Genomic DNA, 16,240 nt, shown 5'->3' with positions numbered 1-16,240 from the left:
CAATTTCTTTTATGTTTTTCATTCAGTCCTAACGATAATTTCGATGGAGACGTCGTAGTAAAATACTAACTAACACATATCATAATTAGATAATAATATGTGTTAATTGCATTTCTATTAATTACCAATTTTCTTTTGAGTTCTCAGAATTGAATAACTAACTTTCTTCTTCATAATATATTTTGTAAAATTTTCTACCTACTTCATCTGTTCCGCTTTCAATCAGTTTTTTGTCACCATGTATATATATATGAAAATTTTTATCCAATTTTAATACACTTTTAAAAACACGAGCTTGCTTTTTTACTGCTTTATTTGATATTTCAAAGTTCTCAGCAGGTGCGATTTCATTATCTTTCCTGAAAGTTTTATCAAAATTTTGAAAAGATTCGATTAAACTATCATCTTCAAAGACCTTTTTCTCGAACTCTTGTTTGTCGAACTTTTCATGATTCTTAAAATAATCTACTGAACGATTTAAAAAATCTATTTGATCCGTTTTAGTTACATCAAAATCTTCTAATAATTGTTTAGTAACAAATTGTTTCGTTATCCCCAAAAATTGCTGAGTTTGATGAAAATCATTTTTTATAGGTTGTACGTTCAGAAAATGTTCTTTCCAGTACTGAGCTTCTGTACTACGATTGGTATTATCAACTACAGCAATTAAATAGCCATCATCTTTCTGAATATTAAAAATTAGACACCCCTTATCTAATTTATTAACATTCATCCCTTTTTCATCTTTTAAATTAAATCCGTCATTAGAACTACAAACTTTAAGAACTGTATCCTTATTTTCGGATTTAAATACACCTATAGCATCTGCTTGTTCTTCACCGATCTTGCAATCTTTAAAATATACCATCAATAATTCCCCAGCTTTAATATGAGGATGTATACTTTTATCGTATAAATAACGAGCACCATTTTGCGACTGTTCAACAAACGAATTATTATCTTCAAATATTGAACTAATAAATTGATACATTGGATTCAATTCAATTTTTGGTAAAGAATAAAAAGAAAATAATTCTTCTAACTTGAAGTTAGTTTCTACTAACTTCTTAAAATATTGCTCAATATCTTCAAAATTAGTAAGATCATCAGAAAAGCGAACACCATCTCCATTATTTTTATTTCCAATAAAATGGATAATTAATTTATCCATTTTTCCTAATATCATATCTTTCATTTTCTAGTTCTTGTAAATATCGTTCGGTATTAATCCTTTCCCATCAATAAATTCATCTACAGTATGAAAATAAGTTAATTTGTTGTCTATCCAGTATTCTTTAGACGCATGTTCCACCATAATAATTTGAAAATGCTTATTTTTTTTCACTCTGATATAATCAACAAACGAATTTAGTAATGTAAAAGCGTCAATTAGTTTTGCTTTATCATCATTTTTCCCTTCGTAGTATGGAGTACTAGGTTGGTCTATAAATAAAAATTCCGGTATATGATCCTGTTCAATATTTAGTACATGTTCGTGTAGTCCTAAATAGAGACATAAATGCATAAACATGTAGTTCGAAGCACTTCCAACATTATCTAATGGAAACATTTGTCCGTCAGGAATTAATTGCAAAATCATTTTATCACTGTTAAACTCTACACGACTATCCTTATATGTTGGCAAAGAGTTCAATAAATTAAAATTTCTTTGAATACTTTGGTTTAACTCTGTTTTCATCAAAAATTTTATTTGTGACGTTTCTTGTGGCACTTTTGCCAATCTTTCTTTTTCCTCATTCAAGCTATTTAGTTTGATGGTATCAATAGGTTTGTTTACCTCTCTCTTTAATATCTGCTCATAAGCATATTTTATTTCACCAAGGGCAATAAATTTCTCTCCTTCTGATTGATAATTCTTTTTTATTTCGTTCAGTTTTGCTATTTGCTTATCTATTTCCTGTATTTGCGTTTTTAATTCTTTCACATCTCCTGTAACTTTCAAGGGTTCAGTGATTTTTTTTGAAAGATTAACCTTTATGTTTTTTAAAGAAGATTCTAATGATTCTACAAATAATTTTGTTTCATATGAATCTACTAATTGATCTGATAATTGTTGACTTAAAAACTCAATAGGCTGCAAGCTATCAGCAGATTTGTTAAGGTTCTTTTTATATAAATCATATTCTTTTTGGTATTGACTTATGGCATTAATTTGAGCTTGTATTGCATTCTTACTTTTGTACAAAGCATCAACTTCAGAAAATAATTTTGAATTTTCCGCAACTTTTTTTGTATTAGCAATCGTTTCTTTAATCATCAATATTGCATCATCTACACTGTCAATAGATTCGGAATATTCAATAAACTTATATGCTTTACATTTTTCGACCAGTTTAAATATTTCTGTTTCAAAATTTTTGATTTTATTCTGATTGCCTTTTTCCTGATTTTGAATTGCTTTTAGACTAGCTTCGATTTCTTGTAAGCGTTCAATCGCTTTGATATTCTCCATATCATTTACGCCAATAACTAAATCGAAAATATGACTTAACGCTTTATCGTATTCTTCTTTTCCATAAAATGTAGTGTCATAATACGTTTCTGGCGCATCAATAATTGTTTGTGTTAATGAGTTAAAAAGCAGAAAGTGTCTATACGAGATATTGAATGTTGTTTTACCTAATCCTTTTCCATAAGGAAATCTTAAGGCATCACTAATTCCAAATTCCTCATCTAAAATTGACTTAATTTCTGCAACTTCTCTATTGCCCTCAGGAGTAACAGGAAAACCACCTACATTAAAGGAAACATCAGAAGAAACAGAGCCATTGCTTGGGGTTCTTCGAACTATTGATATTTCTTTTTCATTTACTGTAAATCGAATTCCAAACCATAAGACTTTGTCTATAATTTCAGTTGGAATGGTTACTTTACCTGATAAAAGGCAATAATCTATTACATTCCAAAAACTTGTTTTACCAGTAGTTGAATCTCCAGTTATAACATTTACTTTATCGGGTAAAAAATCATAGCTTTTAGGTTCTGAATTTTCATCTTTAAACCAAAGTTTTATTTCGTGAAGTATAAATTTCATAATTGTATTTTAAGGTTTTTGTACAGCTGGATAGTAGTGTATTTTTCCAACATTAGTAAAAATTTCGGTATAACTTCTTCTATTTTATTAAATCGGTCTCCTAAGTTTTTGTTCTCTAAATTTAAAATGGCATTATTTACTATTTCGCTTCCTAAACTTACTTGATTGCTATTGCTTAATAATATCAAAGAATTAATAGCAACTGGCAATAACGACAAATATCTTTTATTGAAAGATGTAAACAATCTTGATTGCTCTTTTATTAGTTGCTCTAATTCTAAATCAGTATCTTGGTTTCTTGATAAATAACTTACCGTCCTGTCATCCAATAAAAATGGTAATATCAAACATGAACGCGCAATATCCAACCTTTCGACATTATTTAATATTGACAAAAAAATACAACTTGCTATTGCTTCGTTGTTATATACATAGTAAATTTCTTTCATTCCTTTTTGTATTTGTTTCCCCAATCAAAGTGCCAGCCTATTTCAAGATTATCGGATAGAGCATAATAATGTCCATTACTAAATTCAACACCTAAAGCTGAAAATCCTGGTATGGATAAATCTTGCTTTCTGATATAGTCAACTAAATCTATAGCTAACTCTTTAACTTCATCTTCTAAGTCATTAATAGATGAACCTACGTCTATTTGCCTCTTTATTTGCCTATATTTTGCTTTAAACTCATTTGTCCATATTTGGATACTATTATCTTTAAATTCTTTTACATCAGTAAGTAAAATAAAGTTTTCTTCTTCAGACCAATATGTAAAATGGTTTAAAAATTTAAGCATTTGAGTAGTATAGTCCCTAATATCATTTGAACCAGTTTGTATTTCTCCTATATCAAGCAATTGCTTTATGAAAACTTGATTTTCTAAGTCATCTGGCAATAAGACAGGGAATTCTCTTCTAGGTAAAGGTCTAATTTCCGTTGCTACTTTAAAACATTTCCCAAATCGCTTGGCAAAATCTTCACTCGAAATCTCAAATTTTTTCCGATCCTTGATGTCTAAATATTTTGCCATATTCAAATTTGATAATAAGCTTTCAAATATTGGATTAACTAAATCAGCTTGGTAATATTTTTCTAAAATTCTATCTTTAATTTTTTCTATTATCCCGTCATTATCAGTTTCTATTATTAATTTTCTTAAGAATACTTTCAGTTTATTTTTACCAAGCTTACCAACATTTTTAATGTACTTCTTTAATGTTTCATCTTGTGTTTTATTTTTTAATTCATTTATTTTCAATACAACTTTATTAATATCATTATCTAATTTGAAGAGAGTTAATGTGGTCATAAAATCATTATTATTTTCGCTTTTATTTGTAACTAAAATGAATTCATTTTCATTGAGAAAGCTAGAATTTTTCTTATCTGCAGTAATAAAATCAGTCCAATTGTTTAAGGTTTTCCATAAATCGCTATCTAAAGTAGTTAGATTCTGGATCTCCCCATTTGCATTCTTTACAATCGAATGTTTTGTCTGATACAAGATTGTCGTTCCGTCTTTCTTATCAATATGGACATCATCTTTAACTTCAAAACCAATCTTTTGTCCTTGTTTAAGATCAATTGCTAAGTACATGAAATAATAGAATTGATAATCAAATCCTATTGCTATTGGTCCGGCAGTATGTTTGTCTTGAATTGTACTCATAGATGAAAGGTAACATTTTAACAAATGTAAAGTATTCTTTACTAATTAAGTATTAGATATCTAAAAACAAAGTAATAGTTAGTAAACAAATAAAATGAATAGATTTATCATAACATTACGGAAAACCGTAACAAATAAATGATTTTGAAATTGACCCATAATGCGTATTTATACTGTATTTGGATTTCATATCTTTATTTAGATTTGTTGATAATATACTTTGATTAATGAAAACCAATTTTAATAATAAAAAATGCCAGAATTAGTTTGTCACGTTTTTAAAACAATGGCACGAAAAAAAATGCTTAAACTAAAGCTATTCAGAATTTATAGGCAACAACATGTTTTTTATTGATATTAATTTTGGCTCATATTCAGTTATTTAATTCGGACAAATAAATTTTAAATTTATAAATACGGAAAACCGTAACATATATAAATTCACATAGATTACTTTCACAAAGTAGTCTATTTTAATGTTCAATATATTGCACATTATATAGAACTTTTTTAGTATATTTGAATTTATATTTTTGTGCATAATAATAAACAAATTAAATGATGGAAAAAGTTAAAGAAGGAAAAATTGTGAAATTTCACTCTCCCCAAGCCAATGAAAATCCAGACCAGTTATATGTGGTTTTAGAAGTTATTGAAGACGCTGAAAGATCCAAGGCAAAAATTCAGGCCCTCAATACAGGATTATCTTTTCCTCCTGTGAATACTGTAAAGCTCGCGGATTTGAAAACAGTGAAAATAGATCCTAATGAACTTATTGGCCACAAAGTGACTATAATTAAGTCTGACGATTCTAGGGCCGAAGGAAGAGTGATTAAAGTTAGTGAACAAAAAATTGATTTAGATTTGTCATTAGCAGTAAAAGGTGTACAAACCAATGTCTTGCTTACTGTTGTTGATAATGATGGTGCTGAACATCTGGGAATGTTATTTATTGACCAGGAATAAATTCCTACAACCGATTAAAATTATCATCATGAACAAAACTGACGAAGAAAAATTAAAGCATCCATACTATAAGCTCATGGAATTACGCGGTGATGCACTGGAAACAGAATTAAATTCCTGGGACAGATTAGATTTAATAGAATGGCTTTCCTGGAATGACCGAAATGGTGTCTACAGAGATGAAGAATCTTTAGAGGAATTTGGTAATGTCTGCAGTAAAGAAGAAGCAATTGAAATAATCACACGGCAAATCATACAGGCATAATAAATGATCAATAAGGATAAGGATGCTAAAGAAACAGACAGAAAGATGGAAACATATCTTCATGACTGTCGGTTAAGAATAGGAGATACAATTCGCGAAATTCGGGAGAAGAAGGGATATAGTCAGGAACAATTAGCTGAAATTATGAATGTCAGCAGAACGACCATCTCTAAAATTGAAAATGGAAAATTTAATTTCAGTATAGATTATCTTTCTAAGTTTTCATGGTTTCTGGATTTTAATACAGCTATATTAAAAAATAAAAAATGATGATTTTATCTTTACCTTATTTAAGCCCTGACAAAAAATAAGTACGGAGAAAATTTCACAAAAGGTTACCAGTGTACTTCACTTTTAATTCTTTATTTACCCCCACTAATGTGGTATAATTATGACACATAACAAAATTCCTATAATTGATTTATTTGCCGGTCCTGGTGGTCTGGGAGAAGGCTTTTCATCCGTCTTCTCTGACAATGAAAGAGTATTTGATATTAAACTTTCAATTGAAAAGGATGAAAATGCACATAAAACTTTAGAATTAAGAGACTTTTTTAGAAAATTTGAGAAAGGAAAAATACCCTCCGAATACTATGAGGTTCTGAAAGAAAAAAATCTGCTCAGAAGAGAAAAACTAATTCTGGATTTATATGAAAAATTTCCCCGAGAATCAGCAGAAGCCAAAAAAGATGCCTGGCTTGCAGAGTTAGGAAGCGAAAATTTTCCATCAGAAAAAATAGACAGAAGAATTAAAGAATCTTTAAACGGACAAAAAAACTGGCTTTTAATCGGAGGTCCGCCATGTCAGGCATTTTCACTAGTGGGAAGATCAAGGGTCGGAGGTATTGACAATGAAGATCACCGTGTCTATCTCTATAAAGAATATCTGAGAATTATCGCAGTTCATCATCCAACTGTTTTTGTAATGGAAAATGTAAAAGGCCTTTTATCAGCTAACATTAACGGAGAAAAGGTGTTTGACTGGATTTTAAATGATCTGAGAAATCCGTCTTCTGTATTTAAAGATACAAAAGCTCCCAAATATAAAATTTATTCACTCTCCACTGAACCTCAAAGCTTTGATGCCTCTGGTAATCCGACTTACAGGGACGACAGGGATTTTTTAATTCAGTCTGAAAAATTCAGAATCCCTCAGAAAAGACACAGGGTTATTCTGCTTGGCATTAGAGAGGATGTTGATGTAATACCTGGGACACTCAAGCAGGGTCTCACAGAAACAGACCTGAAATCCATTATTGGTGATTTACCGAAAATAAGAAGCGGCCTGGGCAGATCTATAGTTTCCAGTGAAACTGTAAACGGGGCAAAGAAAAGAATTTACAAAAATGAAACCGATTCAGATCTCAACTGGGAACAGAAAATAAACGCAATGAAAGAGGAGATATTCTCATGGAAAGAATTCAAGAACAATCTACCGTTTAAAAAAGTAAAAACCTCCTCTTTTAGTACAGGTTCTGAATATATTGAATACAAAACACCAGAAAGCTCAAATCCATTGTTTGACTGGTATTATGATAAAAATCTGAAAGGTGTATGTAATCATCAGACAAGATCTCATTTAACGGAAGATTTAAAAAGATATCTTTTTGCAGGTATTTATGCTGAAAAATTTAAGCGGTTCCCAAGATTAACGGATTATCAGGCATATGGCGGGGAATTAATGCCTGACCATGTAAATGCTTTAAGTGGAAAATTCGCTGACAGATTCAGGGTTCAGATGCCTGATTGTGCAGCTACAACTGTAACAAGCCATATTTCCAAAGACGGACATTATTTTATTCATTATGATATGGATCAGTGCAGAAGTCTTACCGTCAGGGAAGCAGCTAGAATCCAGACATTCCCTGATAACTATCTGTTTTGCGGACCAAGGACAGCACAATATCATCAGGTCGGTAATGCAGTCCCTCCCTATCTGGCCTATCAAATCGCAGAAATTGTATGGGAGATCTTTAAGAAAAAAACAAGTACAAAATCAAAAATAAGATTTCGGGAAAAAAAAATCACCCATATTAAATAAAATCTTCAATTCAGGTTATTAACTGATCAATCTATGACAGATCCACAAAATATTACAAGCGAAGACGCTTCACCAAATCCTGAATACTTAATTAAATCTATAGCAGAACAGGGTTATAGTCTTGAAACGTCCTTGGCAGACCTTATGGATAATTCTATTTCTGCAGGAGCTGATAAAATTGAGATTCTTATTAAAATGGAACAGGAACCATTCACCCTTTTTCTGGCTGACAATGGCCGGGGAATGACAGAGGAAATCTTAAAAGCCAGTATGCAGTTTCCCAGCAATTCACCTGAATTTGTGAGAGAAGGTCTGGATCTGGGAAGATTTGGTTTAGGGATGAAGACTGCTTCATTCTCCCAGACAAGGTGTTTTACAGTTTTGTCCCGAAAGAAGGGTGAACAAAAGTACAGTGGACGAACCTGGGATGTCGATTATTTAAAAAAAGAAGGGAAATGGAGACTAATTGTAAACTCGGACGAAGATGTAGAAAATCTCGTTTCAGTTTATTCTGAACTCAGTAAAACATTTATCGGACAGTTTGAATCGTTTGAAGCCAATACAATTGTAATATGGAAAGGCCTTTATAAATTTGAAAATTACCTTGAAGAACAAAACAGACAAAACGCTTTAAAAAAAGAAATAACAGAAGTTACATCTGATTATTTATCACTTGTATTTCACAAGTTTATGGAGAAGGAAAAATTTCCTCTCAGTATACGGATTAACAACAAAACCTTATCTCCTTTTAACCCATTTCCTACTTACGAAACTGATTTTCGCCCGATCGCTTATAAACAGAGAAATTTCAGCACCGATACAATAAAAATGGAAGGTTTTGTTTTACCATCAAGAAGTATTGATGAATCAAAAAAAGGGCTCACCAACTGGACTACAAAAAATCGTGGTCTCATGGATATGGAAGGCATCTATGTCTACAGAGCTGACAGAATAATATTATTTGGCGGATGGAACGGACTTATAAAAAAAGCTCCAAGACTGCAACTGGCCAGGCTGAGAGTCGAAATTGGTAACAGTGTTGACCACCTGCTGCACTTAAATGTGGCCAAATCCCAGATTATAATACCACACGATCTTAAGAAAGCATTTGAAAGATATATTGAGGAATTAAAACTCGAAGCTGAAAAAGAATTTTTTAACAGGGGCATAAGAGATTTTTCAAATAACAAACAGCAGAATACAGAAAGTCTGTTCGAAAGGAAAGCAACTAATAAAGGGGTTTTACTGGAAGTTAATGGAGAGTTTCCCCTACTGAAGCAAATCAGAAAAGACATGTCTAAAGAGCAGTCTGCCAAATTTAATCTGGTATTAAAGATGATAAATACTTCAATAAATAAGATCCGGCATACGCATGAAGAAACATCTTTTCTGAATGTTGAAGAGAAGGATGGCCTGTCGTTACAGGATATAATTACATCACTTGAAGCACTGCATAAAGCAGGTTTTACTTCTGATCAGATAAAAAAAGACATTCTTCCGGGCCTGGGATTTGAAGAGTCATCATTTCCAGAGGAAATCAAACAACTTTTAAAATAATAGTTTATGGATAACAATAAATATACTGAAGTAATAAAAAAAATAATATCAGGTAAAGCATCTGAATATTCCACTGAAAACAGTCCTAATCTTCAATATTTTAAAGAGTTATATCCCTCAATCAGAGACCAGATAATTACAGTGTGTAAATTGTTTCAGTATCCTGAAGTTGATGATACTACAATGGAAAACTACTATGATATTGCAGCAAAAGAATATCTTTCTAATAATCCAATTGACATAGATCCAAGTAATTCCCTGATAAAGCAGGGTTTTAAAACCTGGCTGACATCCGAACGCAAAAAAGAAATTGAATGGAATTACAGCAACCGTTATTTTACACTGCTGGAAAATTCAGGACGCACCGAAAAAGTAGTTAAAGAAACCGTAAACTCCAGTTACGAAATACTGGAAAAAATGGGCGATCCAAAATCGGACAAACCTTTCTACGTAAAAGGGCTTGTAGTGGGAAGTGTTCAGTCCGGAAAAACAGGAAACTTTAATGCTGTAATTAACAGATCAATTGATGCAGGATACGGTCTGATAATAGTTCTCTCCGGAATTATGGAGGATCTGAGAAGTCAGACACAGTTAAGAATAGAAAGCGATGTAATCGGTACAGGAATTATTGATCTTACAACCGGATCAAAAGGAATCAAAGGGGTTGGTAAAATAACCCGCTTCGGAAACCAGGGTATTACATCTGTAAATCAGGTTTTTGGAATCACCTCTTATAAATCAGACTTTAATAAATCGCTGATTGACGCCGATTTTTCTATTGATCATACAAATGTTCTGGTATGCAAGAAGAATGTAAGTGTGCTTAAAAATTTAATTGTGTGGCTTGATGATTATCTCGAAGAAAATAAAGAGCGTCATAATATTCCACTTCTTATACTCGATGACGAAGCAGACAATGCATCCCTTAACAATGAGGGATCTAAAGGAAGGGACTATGCCTCTAAAACGAATGGACACATAAGAGCCCTTTTAGATTTATTTACAAGAAAAACATATCTTGGTTATACAGCTACCCCATTTGCAAATGTACTGCAGGACAGAAATGAAGTGCCGGAAAACAAATGGAGAGTACCTTATAAACTAAAAAGGGAAAATGAAGAAAAAATCCGCACCCAGGTTGATAATATTTTTCCCGATGATTTTATTGTATTGCTAAACCCACCATCAAATTACATAGGTGCAAAACAAATTTTCGAAACCTATGAACCTATCAAAAACAAAACTGGTCGCAAGATTCCTTTAGTAGAAATTGTTTCCGATACAATAGCTGAATTCCCTTCAAGAATAGACAGACAGACACTCTCAGGTGTGCAGAGTTTTCATAATAAAGATGAATTTGACGAAAATGGAGGTTATTTAAGTTATGATAGTTATAAAGACTATATAGCTTCAACACGCGCAACAAGAACTGGCGACGACTTTCCAAAAAATCTTCCAAAATCACTCATGGACAGCGTGCTGTGTTTTATATTATCAATTGCAATTCGTGAAAGCAGGAAGCAAAAAATGATATACTCAGCATCTTATATGCCACATCACACCATGCTTATTCATATATCAAGGTACTCAGCATGGCAAAATACGACAAGAGATAAAATAAAAGAGTATATTACTGATATACAAAGTAAAATTGAAAATGATGTGCAGACCGCACCGGATTCAATATTTGGAGTACTGGAAATAATCTGGTACAAATACTATTCCCACATTATTGAATCAATAGAAACTTATCTCCCGAAAGGTTATCATGATGAATTTCTGATTCCTATCACCTTTGAGTCCTTAAAAAATTATTTACCCGAAGCAGTAAATAATATTGAAGTTAAGGCAATCAACAGTATTACAAGAGACAGTCTGGAATACCCTAAGAATTCACCAAAGAAAATTATTGCTGTGGGAGGAAACAGATTATCCCGTGGTTTCACTTTAGAAGGATTAACTATTAATTATTTCATAAGATCTACGAACTTTTCTGATACCTTACTTCAGATGGGAAGATGGTTTGGTTACAGACCGGGTTACCTGGACTGCTGCAAACTTTTCACAACCCAGGATTCCAAAGACAAATTTGATTCCACAACCCGCACAATTGAAGAATTAGAAGTGGAATTCAGGAAAATGGAAGCTAAAAAGAAGACACCGGAAAATTTTGTTTTAAGGGTCAGAAAACATCCTGGAACTCTCAAAATTACACGCCCGTCCATTTTGAAAATGACTAATGAAGTCAAATGGTCCTATCAGGATGAATTAGAACAGACAACAGTATTTGATATTAAAAAGGAAAAGATAGATACAATCTGGGATTTTTTCCGCAAAAATATTGTTCCGAAACTTTCTGCTCCTGCCACAGACGGATTCATTACCTATAAAACAAATAGAGAAGAAATAATACATATACTCTCTTCTGAAAATAATTTTGACCCTGATTCAAGAAACGGCATGATTAAGTTTATTGAACTGTGCCGTGATAAAAATTTACTGGCTTACTGGACTGTTGCCCTGAAAACAAGAGGTAACGGGTCTCAATTAAAAGGTGTCGGACTAAATGATCCTGAGGGAATTAAACTTTCGGTGAGAAGAGGCCCGACAAATGGAAACGATGTCGATTATTTTGTTACAAATAATAAATTTAAAGCCTCCGGAAAATCCGCAAATATAATTTCGGGAGGTAAGGATTTTGCAATTTTACTGTCTGTTAACCAGATTACTGAGGCACAGGAAGATTTTTATAAGGAGCAGAAAGAATCCATTTTAAAAAAGGAACCGAATCTCTCGCAGGAACAGGCTTATGAAAAAGCAAAAAAGACAAATGTACCGGAAAGAGTTTACCGCGAAAAAATGTCTGAACAACAGGGGTTACTTGTGATATATCTCTTTGAAACAGAAGAAGTATTCCGTCAGAAGGATCCTGCACAGAATCCAAAACTCAGACAAATGTTTTTAGATAATAATTATACACCGGAAGTCCCTCTGGTAGGTTATGCAATAGGATTTCCACCAATAGACCCAGATCCCGGAAGCGTATATGTTAAAGGAGATTATAATATAGCTGACGAAGAACAGGAAGAGAAATATGAAGGTGATGAAGAACAAAATGATACAGATCCCACAGATTCCGCAGTGCCGGAAGATTCTAATGATTAATATATGGAAATTAAAGACCTTCAGAATAAATGGAGTATTATTACCCATTCACAAATAGACAAGGGATATAAATCTGTAATCCTTACACCCGAATGCAAATCAGATTTGTATCTTGGAATTAATAAGGATGCTAACAGGTGTCTGATATTGTCACTGCCTGAAAATCACAATGTCGATTTTAAAACTACAGTAAAAGAAAATCTGTCAATAGAATTTTTCAGAGACACTAACTTTATAGTATTAAAACTAATTGATAACAGTTTTTATGAACTCTTCGATGATTTAATTATATCGATGTATAACAGGATTAAGGATTTTTCAGACGTAGATGATTACTCAAAAGAATTTATCCTGACTTTTTATAAATGGAATGAATTTTTTAACGATAAAAATTCTTTTCTGCTTTCCCAGCAACATATAAAAGGTTTATTCGGAGAGTTGCTTTTATTGCAGTTTTATATTGATAATAATGAATCAGCGCATGTAGATGATACGCTTAACAGCTGGACCGGACCCTTTGATAAAAGACATGATTTTACATTTGACCGTAAAGACGTTGAAGTTAAAACAAAAACTGAATCTGCCCTGGATATTAGAATTTCAAGTGAATACCAACTGGAATCAAATCCTGATAAGGAACTGGAACTGGTGGTTATATCGGTAACTGAAAATGATGGTCAGAATTTAAAGTCTCTCATAAAAGAAATTAAAAATAAGATTCAGCATAAATCAGGTGACTATACCATCTTTTTAAAGGCTTTAAACATGATCGGAATAGACTTAAAAAATGCCGGGATCTATGATAATTATCTTTTTAAACCTGGTAGTCTGATAATATATAACTGCACAGATCCGGATTTTCCTAAAATTGTAAAATCACAAACTGCAGAAGAAATAAGCAGGGTCAAATACAGCCTGAGAGTCAGCTCATTAAATAATTATATAAAATCCCAAATAAACTTTTAATATGGAAGTTTCAGAATATCTTAAATACAGAAAAGACCTGCTGGACGATTCCAGGGATGAAGAAGGCTTCACTTCTGAGCCTTCTTTTTTAAACAAAGTACTGCCGTCCATGCTTGAAGCAAAATTAATTGACTCCGACGAATGTAATGAATCTTATTATAAATTTGATTCCGAAAAGCTTAAAATAAATGGCTATCTTGTTAATGAATCAGGAGAAAGGCTTCAGTTATTTATACTCAATGAAGACTCCATTAATATCACACAGTCAGAAAATGACCTGAAAATCAGTCAGAAAAATTATTATGAAAATCAGTTCAGCAGGGCGTTAAGATTTTTAAATAAAGCTATTAAACGTCATTTTGATGACGAGATTCAGGATTCAAGTCCTGTCAAGGCACTGGTATCCCAAATTTCTTCATCCCTGGGAATTGATCAGTTTGATGTTATTGAAATATTTCTTATTTCGGCAACAGCCACTGTAATGACCAGAGGTGAAGTATCCCAGCCTAAGCGCTTTGAATTTGACGATGACAAAATAAATATTTCATTCGCAAAAAATGACAAACAGGTCTCTAAGGAAATTTTAATTATTAAACGATTAATAGATTTAAACTTTCTGTACAGCGTTCTGATATCTCAGGGTAACAGAGAGCCTCTGACAATTGATTTTAAAAATAATTTTACAGAAAGAATTGAACTCATTAAAGCCGCGGATGAAGATAATTTTGAATCTTATTTATGTGTTCTGCCTGCAAAAGTTCTGGCTGATCTGTACCGAAGACACAGCTCACGTTTACTGGAAAAAAATGTCAGGTCGTTTTTGCAGTTCAGAGGTGTTAACCAGGGTATAAGAGAGACCATCAGGCTCACTCCAGAAAAATTCATAGCCTATAATAATGGTATCACAATAACCTCTACCGGAAAAGAGTTAGAGAAAAAAAACGGGAAATTATATTTAAAAACCCTCACAGATTTTCAGATTGTAAACGGAGGACAGACAACTGCCAGCATCTATTTTACAAATAAGGATGGTTTTAATATTGATAAAGTAAAAGTAATGGCAAAGATTAATGTTGCCAAAAATGTTTCGGAAGAAAACCTGGATGATCTTATTTCTAAAATAAGTCAGTATTCAAATTCCCAGTCTAAAGTTTCAAATGTTGACCTACGATCCAGAAATCCTCAGTTAACCAGGTTAAAAACTTTATCTGAAAGTATTATAACCCCATCTGGCCGTAAATGGTTCTTTGAAAAATCAAAAGGAGACTTTAATACCAAACTCAGAATTGCCGGTAAGGGAAAATTAAGAATCGAAAAAGAATTTCCAAAACAGGTAAGGTTCTCTAAAGAAGAATTAGGGAAGTATTTCACTGCATGGGGTGATCAGCCCTATATCGTAAAAAAAGGAGGTGAAAAAGTTTTCAGGCATTTTATTGAACAGCTGGGCGGAGACAGTGATAAAAAAGCGGTTACAATAGACCGGAATTTCTTTGAAACCCTGATAGCAAAAATAATTTTGTTCAGGGAATTGGAAAAATTGTATGGTCAGGGGAAAAACTCTATCGGACAAATAAGATCAGCTGTGATACCTTATTCGATATCTGTTCTTTATAAACATTTAGATGGCAGTAGGGGTGATAATATATTTGATTTAAATAAAATCTGGAACTCAGAAGGACTTGATAATGATCTGAGTGAATATATGAACAGCCTGATGATATTAATGAATGACTTAATTAAAAAATATTCAAAAAGTGATGACCTTGGAGAATATAGCAAAAAGAAAGAATTATGGGATGACATTTCAGCTTCAAAAGAAATTTCAGAATTTTTACAGTCAAAAAATTCATTACAGATATTTACTAAGTACGCCACATCCAGAAAAGAACTGGAAAAGAAACTAAAAACTAACTCTAAGAGTAAAGAAGTTGATTTCAAACCCTTGAAAGACAATATAAATATTCACTGTAAAACAATTGAATTCTATATAACTTTTGAAAAATTATTGTACGACAGTCTTACAGATAACGAAATAAACAAAATGTCAGCTATAAAATCAGCAATTCAGCAAAGACATAACTTAACACCGGATTTAATCTCTTTCGAAGAAAATTTAATTCATAAAACAAGAATCAGTCAGCCAGAAATATTTGATCAGATCCCATACGAAACAGATAAAGTACTTGAAGAAACATTTAATTATATTGTAAAGAAATATAATAGAGCAATTGACAAATCGGAAAATATAATTGCAGTTTTCGAAAAAACAGGTATTATGGCAAAAAATAAAGGAATAAAATATGATTCAGTTTTCAGTACAATAGGAAAAACATTAAACGATGGCTTTTCGCCAACTACCAAGGAGATTTATTTAGCATCTCTTTATGTTGCGACTTTATCTAATGGAACAGATCTCTAGAAAAGATCTTCTGTTATTGGCTGATGTCATTTATCCGGATGGTTAAGTTACGACAGAAAAACCAGGGAAAGTATTATGTGGAACGGATTAAGATAATCCGGTAAAAAGTGACTGATGAAGAAAATATAATTATC

At 32.3% G+C, this 16,240-nt stretch carries 12 protein-coding genes; 8 read left to right on the top strand and 4 right to left on the bottom strand.

What is annotated here, in order from left to right:
* Window positions 1-157: 157 nt before the first annotated feature.
* Genes B0A66_RS06085 through B0A66_RS06070 form a run of 4 tightly spaced genes read right to left on the bottom strand, consistent with a single transcriptional unit; the run spans window position 158 to window position 4,727 of the window.
* Window positions 158-1,195, bottom strand: coding sequence for a nucleoid-associated protein (locus B0A66_RS06085; RefSeq protein WP_089048968.1), 1,038 nt, complete (start codon window positions 1,193-1,195; stop codon window positions 158-160).
* A 3-nt stretch (window positions 1,196-1,198) separates the two neighbouring features.
* The gene (locus tag B0A66_RS06080; RefSeq protein ID WP_089048967.1) at window positions 1,199-3,055 is read right to left on the bottom strand and encodes a DUF3732 domain-containing protein; all 1,857 of its coding nucleotides are present in this window, start codon (window positions 3,053-3,055) and stop codon (window positions 1,199-1,201) included.
* A complete protein-coding gene (locus tag B0A66_RS06075; RefSeq protein WP_089048966.1) occupies window positions 3,052-3,504 on the bottom strand; it encodes a hypothetical protein in 453 nt (150 codons plus the stop codon). Before B0A66_RS06075 ends, B0A66_RS06080 begins: the two co-directional genes overlap by 4 nt.
* Window positions 3,501-4,727 carry a rhoptry family protein gene (locus B0A66_RS06070; RefSeq protein WP_089048965.1) on the bottom strand — a complete coding sequence of 409 codons (1,227 nt, stop codon included), beginning with the start codon at window positions 4,725-4,727 and terminating at the stop codon, window positions 3,501-3,503. Before B0A66_RS06070 ends, B0A66_RS06075 begins: the two co-directional genes overlap by 4 nt.
* Window positions 4,728-5,288: 561 nt before the next feature.
* Here B0A66_RS06070 and B0A66_RS06065 point away from each other — a divergent pair.
* The 8 genes from B0A66_RS06065 to B0A66_RS06030 all read left to right on the top strand — a co-directional run bounded on the left by B0A66_RS06065 (window position 5,289) and on the right by B0A66_RS06030 (window position 16,106).
* Complete coding sequence (locus B0A66_RS06065) at window positions 5,289-5,693, top strand: hypothetical protein (RefSeq protein ID WP_165766585.1); 405 nt, start codon at window positions 5,289-5,291, stop codon at window positions 5,691-5,693.
* Between the two features lie 28 nt (window positions 5,694-5,721).
* On the top strand, window positions 5,722-5,958 hold the full coding sequence (locus B0A66_RS06060) for a hypothetical protein (RefSeq protein WP_089048963.1): 237 nt from the start codon (window positions 5,722-5,724) through the stop codon (window positions 5,956-5,958).
* Window positions 5,959-5,961: 3 nt separating this feature from the next.
* Window positions 5,962-6,228 (top strand): helix-turn-helix domain-containing protein, encoded by a 267-nt coding sequence (locus tag B0A66_RS06055; RefSeq protein ID WP_244283400.1) that lies wholly within the window; start codon window positions 5,962-5,964, stop codon window positions 6,226-6,228.
* A gap of 121 nt (window positions 6,229-6,349) precedes the next feature.
* On the top strand, window positions 6,350-7,999 hold the full coding sequence (locus B0A66_RS06050; protein WP_089048962.1) for a DNA cytosine methyltransferase: 1,650 nt from the start codon (window positions 6,350-6,352) through the stop codon (window positions 7,997-7,999).
* Window positions 8,000-8,032: 33 nt separating this feature from the next.
* Window positions 8,033-9,556 (top strand): ATP-binding protein, encoded by a 1,524-nt coding sequence (locus tag B0A66_RS06045; RefSeq protein ID WP_089048961.1) that lies wholly within the window; start codon window positions 8,033-8,035, stop codon window positions 9,554-9,556.
* Between the two features lie 6 nt (window positions 9,557-9,562).
* On the top strand, window positions 9,563-12,721 hold the full coding sequence (locus tag B0A66_RS06040) for a Z1 domain-containing protein (RefSeq protein ID WP_089048960.1): 3,159 nt from the start codon (window positions 9,563-9,565) through the stop codon (window positions 12,719-12,721).
* A gap of 3 nt (window positions 12,722-12,724) precedes the next feature.
* Complete coding sequence (locus tag B0A66_RS06035; protein ID WP_089048959.1) at window positions 12,725-13,687, top strand: PD-(D/E)XK motif protein; 963 nt, start codon at window positions 12,725-12,727, stop codon at window positions 13,685-13,687.
* 1 nt (window position 13,688) lies between these two features.
* Complete coding sequence (locus B0A66_RS06030; RefSeq protein WP_089048958.1) at window positions 13,689-16,106, top strand: AIPR family protein; 2,418 nt, start codon at window positions 13,689-13,691, stop codon at window positions 16,104-16,106.
* Window positions 16,107-16,240 lie beyond the last annotated feature (134 nt).

It is taken from the genome of Flavobacterium hercynium (assembly GCF_002217285.1).
GTDB classification, from domain to species: domain Bacteria; phylum Bacteroidota; class Bacteroidia; order Flavobacteriales; family Flavobacteriaceae; genus Flavobacterium; species Flavobacterium hercynium.
The sequence above is the reverse complement of the archived record's forward strand: the minus strand, read 5'-3'. Positions and strand labels throughout refer to the sequence as shown.

What these genes read in the sequence shown, in the direction of transcription:
- B0A66_RS06085 (WP_089048968.1), bottom strand. Translation starts at nt 1,195, where the DNA reads ATGAAAGATATGATATTAGGAAAAATGGATAAATTAATTATCCATTTT.
- B0A66_RS06080 (WP_089048967.1), bottom strand. Translation starts at nt 3,055, where the DNA reads ATGAAATTTATACTTCACGAAATAAAACTTTGGTTTAAAGATGAAAAT.
- B0A66_RS06075 (WP_089048966.1), bottom strand. Translation starts at nt 3,504, where the DNA reads ATGAAAGAAATTTACTATGTATATAACAACGAAGCAATAGCAAGTTGT.
- B0A66_RS06070 (WP_089048965.1), bottom strand. Translation starts at nt 4,727, where the DNA reads ATGAGTACAATTCAAGACAAACATACTGCCGGACCAATAGCAATAGGA.
- B0A66_RS06065 (WP_165766585.1), top strand. Translation starts at nt 5,289, where the DNA reads ATGGAAAAAGTTAAAGAAGGAAAAATTGTGAAATTTCACTCTCCCCAA.
- B0A66_RS06060 (WP_089048963.1), top strand. Translation starts at nt 5,722, where the DNA reads ATGAACAAAACTGACGAAGAAAAATTAAAGCATCCATACTATAAGCTC.
- B0A66_RS06055 (WP_244283400.1), top strand. Translation starts at nt 5,962, where the DNA reads ATGATCAATAAGGATAAGGATGCTAAAGAAACAGACAGAAAGATGGAA.
- B0A66_RS06050 (WP_089048962.1), top strand. Translation starts at nt 6,350, where the DNA reads ATGACACATAACAAAATTCCTATAATTGATTTATTTGCCGGTCCTGGT.
- B0A66_RS06045 (WP_089048961.1), top strand. Translation starts at nt 8,033, where the DNA reads ATGACAGATCCACAAAATATTACAAGCGAAGACGCTTCACCAAATCCT.
- B0A66_RS06040 (WP_089048960.1), top strand. Translation starts at nt 9,563, where the DNA reads ATGGATAACAATAAATATACTGAAGTAATAAAAAAAATAATATCAGGT.
- B0A66_RS06035 (WP_089048959.1), top strand. Translation starts at nt 12,725, where the DNA reads ATGGAAATTAAAGACCTTCAGAATAAATGGAGTATTATTACCCATTCA.
- B0A66_RS06030 (WP_089048958.1), top strand. Translation starts at nt 13,689, where the DNA reads ATGGAAGTTTCAGAATATCTTAAATACAGAAAAGACCTGCTGGACGAT.